Source organism: Binatus sp. (SeqCode) (assembly GCF_036522015.1).
Classification (GTDB): domain Bacteria; phylum Desulfobacterota; class Binatia; order Binatales; family Binataceae; genus Binatus.
In genome coordinates this window covers 1-4,136 of the sequence record NZ_DATDGQ010000267.1, presented here as the reverse complement: position 1 = coordinate 4,136, position 4,136 = coordinate 1, and the positions used below count along the sequence as shown (strand labels likewise).

General features: G+C 64.5%; 2 protein-coding genes. One reads left to right on the top strand and one right to left on the bottom strand.

Translation table 11 applies throughout. From position 1 onward, the window contains the following. On the bottom strand, positions 1-3,252 hold a 3,252-nt coding region (locus VIW95_RS11535), incomplete at its 3' end, for an NAD-glutamate dehydrogenase domain-containing protein (RefSeq protein WP_331586575.1). Positions 3,253-3,301: 49 nt separating this feature from the next. On the opposite strand from VIW95_RS11535, the gene VIW95_RS11530 reads away from it, so the two are divergent. Then, a partial coding sequence (locus tag VIW95_RS11530) for a class I SAM-dependent RNA methyltransferase (protein ID WP_331586573.1) occupies positions 3,302-4,136 on the top strand: 835 nt, incomplete at its 3' end.

Sequence of the window (4,136 nt, the reverse complement as noted above, 5' to 3'; positions counted from 1 at the left end):
GATGCATTGAATCAAGGACTCGCCGTCGAGCGCGTCGGAATCGCAGCCGAGCACGGCGCGCGCTTGCGGGCTCAGCTCGATTCGTTTCTGTCCGCGGCGGAAGACGCCGCCGCCGGGACTGATGAGCGCGGGATTGTAGTCGGCCCAACTCGAGCGCGGCAGATCGAAGAGGCGCTTGCGTTCGTCGAAGCTCACGGCGGGGTCGGGATCGGGATCGATAAAGATGTCTCGATGGTCGAACGCCGCTATGAGCTTCAAGTTGCGCGAGCGCAGCAGGCCGTTGCCGAACACGTCGCCAGACATGTCGCCGATGCCAATCATCGTGACGGGAGCGCCGCGGTCGGGGTCGCGGCCCATCTCGCGCAGATGGCGACGCGCGGATTCCCACGCACCGCGCGCCGTGATCGCCATCTTCTTGTGGTCGTAGCCATGCTCGCCGCCGGACGCGAACGCGTCGCCGAGCCAGAAGCCGCGCTCGATCGCGATCCCATTGGCGACGTCAGAGAAACTCGCCGTGCCCTTGTCGGCGGCGACGACGAGATACGGTCCGTCGTTGTCGAGCACCCTGACGCGCACCGGATGCACCGGGCCGGCCGCGGTGAGGTTGTCGGTCAGATCGAGTATCGCGTTCATCAGCGTCTTGTACGCTTCAATGCCGTCGCGCGGGTTCGGCTGATGGCGCGCGCGCGACTTGACGATGAAGCCACCCTTGGCGCCGCGCGGGACGATGATCGCGTTCTTCACGGTCTGCGTCTTCATCAGATCGAGAATCTCGGTGCGGTAGTCGTCGGCCCTGTCGCTGAAGCGGATGCCGCCGCGCGCGAAGCGTCCGTGCCGCAGATGGCATCCTTCCATGCGCGGACTATTGACGTGAATCTCGTAGAGCGGCGCGGTATCGGGCAGCGCGGTGATGCGCGCGCTTTCGAACTTCAGCGCGATGTACGGGTCAGGCGCGGGCGCCTCGCAGAAAAAATTGGTGCGCACGGTCTCTTCGACCAGCGAGAGCAGCGCACGCGCGATGCGATCGTCGACAATATTCTCGATCGATCCGAGACGAGCGAAATACGCCTCGCGCAACTCCGCGATTTTTTCCGGCTTGGCAGGACTATCGAACGAGAGGCGCGCAGTAAACAGTTCGAACAGCAGGCGGGCCACGTCGGGATATAGCAACAGCACGCGCTGCAAGCTGAGCCGAGCGGGCGCCAGACGCATCTGGAATGCGGCAACGAGATACGCGCGCAGGAGAGCGACTTCGCGCCACGTCAGACCCGCGGTCAGAGTGACCGCATTGAGCGCATCGTCGGCAGTAAGGCCGTCGCGCACCGCCGCGATCGCGGCGGCAACCAGCGCGGCGCCCGGCAGTGTCGCGAACGGCTGCGAGTTGGGTCCATTCACGGAAAAAACCTGCAGGTACGCGCGCGTGACTTTGCCGCCGGTGCGAGGGCGGAGCTCGTGAGCGTCCTCGGACAGCACCTCGATGGCGAAGTTCTGCAACGTGGGCATCAGGTCGGAGAGCATCGGAGCGTCGCCGAGGCCGACAATCCGAATGTCGCTGCGACCGCCGCCGCCATCGCCGTCCGATGTGTGGACGCCGGCCTCGACGATGAAATCGCGGCCGCTGGCGAGCAATGTTTCGACGTCCTCGATGTCGGCGACCGCGCGCGCCACGTCGATCGCGGCCTGGTATTCGGCGCTGAACGCGCCGGTCCATCGCTCGGCGAGCGAGCGTCCGCGCTTAGGTCCGAGCTTTTCGATCAACCGCTCGTGCAAGCGATCGTCCCATCGCCTGGCGAGTTCGGCGATGGAGGCCTCGAGCCCGCGGATGACCGAGACCTTGGGTGGATCGGCCACGAAACAAAAATGCAGGCGCGCCGTGTAGCCCTCGCCGAGCGCCAGGTAGAAATAAACCAGCGAACCATGAAGGGCGATTGCGAGAGTATCCTGAATGCGCCGGCTGAGCTCGGCGGAGCCCGCCTCGCGCGGCATCACGACCAGCGCGATCACGTTGCCGTGACGCAGATCGGGCGCAACGAAGAGCCGCACCGCGGCCTCGCTCTTGACGTCGAGGATGAGCCGCAACTGCGCGCGCAATTCCGCGACCGGTGCGCGAAAGAGTTCGTCCTTGGGGAAGCTGTTGAAGGCGGAAATGATTTCCTTGTAGTCGTGGGAGCCCGGCGCGGCGCCCTCGGACTCGAGCACCTCGCGCAACTTCGCGCGCAGCACGGGAATGTGTTGCGCTTCCTCCGCATAGGCTTTCGAGGTGAACAGTCCGACAAAATTGTCGAACGCAACGACTCGGCCCAATGCGTCGGCGCGGCGAATCGAGACGCTGTCCATCGGGCGGCGGCGATGCAGGTGCGACTCGGCGGGAGACTTGCCGACGACCAGCGGCGGTCCTTCGAAGAAAAGCTTGCGGCGCGCTGGTGCGAGTTCTTCGAGCGGGACCGAAGTGCGGAATCGCGACTCGTCGTGCTCGCGCATGATGCCGAGTTCGGTTCCCGGATCGAGCACGAACCTGCCGGCGCCGTCGTCGCGGCTCACGAGGTAGCGGCGAAAGCCGAGAAATACGAAGCCGCCGTTGACCAGCCAGCGCATGAGGTCGCGGACTTCGACCAGCTCGCGCATGGCTGCGGTTTCCTCGCAGATCTGCAGCGCGCGGCCGGTCATCTCCTCAAAATCGCCGGTCGCCTCCTGGACCTCGGTCAGAATCGAGATGACATCGCGCTCGATCTGTTGCGCCTGTTCGAGGGTGGGCATCAGCTCGAGTTCCGCGTGCAAGAACGACTCGCCGCGCTCGGTGGATGAGGACTGCTCGAACGATGCGATCCGCCCCTCCCGGTCGCGAGTGACTTTGAAGATCGGATGTAGCACCGTGCGCACGTTCGCGCCGAGATGATGGAAATATTCGAGCAGGCTGTCGACGATGAAGGGGCAATCGGTAGTCACGGTCTCGACGACGGTGAGCGTGTCGTTGTCGTCACCCGGGACCGATTCGACGCGCGCGATTACCGGCTCGGTGCGGACGGAAAAGAAATCAAAGGCCGACTGCACGAGCGCGAGCCGCCGCTTGGCCGGGACGCGCTCGCGATTGTCGGCGGACTCGCGCGCAAACAGCCGCGCGGCAAAGGCGGCCACTGCGGGTGCGGAATCAGCGGGAAGATTCCTGTCGATTAGTTCGCGGAGTTCAGTCTCGATCGCCAAGGTGTCACCGGTGAGTGCGTAGATGAGATGGTGCGGGCACGCGAGCATCATTATAAGTCGCGTCGCACGAATTGCGTAGTGGGGATAAACTCAATCGCGAGTGACCGAGATAGATATCACCGCGATGACGTTTGGGCCGTACGGAGTCGGCCGTCACGACGGCAAGGCCGTGATGGTTCCCGGCGCAGTGGCGGGAGACCGCGTCGAGGTCGAGATAGTATCGGAGCGCCGCGACTTTGCCGTCGCGAAAATTCACGAGATCGTCCGCGCAAGCGCTGAACGCCGCGTGGCGCCGTGTCCTTATCTGCCGCGATGCGGTGGATGTGACTGGCAGCACATCGACTATAGCGCGCAAGTGCGGTTCAAGGGCGAGGTCGTCGCGCGCGAGCTGAATCACGCACTGGGAATCGCGATCGATCCGGCGGGACTCGTCGAACCGGCGCCGGCCGAGTTCGGCTATCGGTCGAGAATCCGGCTGAGGGTCGGCGCCAAGGGCGCGCTTGGATTCTACGAGGCCGGCAGCAACACGATTGTCGAGATCGATTCATGCATGGTCGCCGAAGCGGGCATCCGGATGCCGCTGCACCTGGCGCGCTCGCTCGGCAAGCGCGTCGAAGAGATCGAGGTCGTGCGCGACGGCGCGCGCGAAGTGCAGGTCGCACAGCTCAAGAAGCCGGCCACCGAAGAGGAGCTGAGGCGCGCGCGCAACGTGCTCGAATCGGACAGCGAGATTGCGGGAATCGTGCTGCGATCGGGCACCAGTCGCGCGACTGTCGGCGATGCGGCGATCGCAATCGAGCTCGAACCCGGACTTTCGATCGAGGTGGACGCCGATCTTTTCAGCCAGGTAAATCGCGCGCAGAACCAGAAGCTGGTCGCGAGCGTGATGGAGATGGCCGCAATCCACGAGTCGCAGGCGGTGCTCGATTTATATT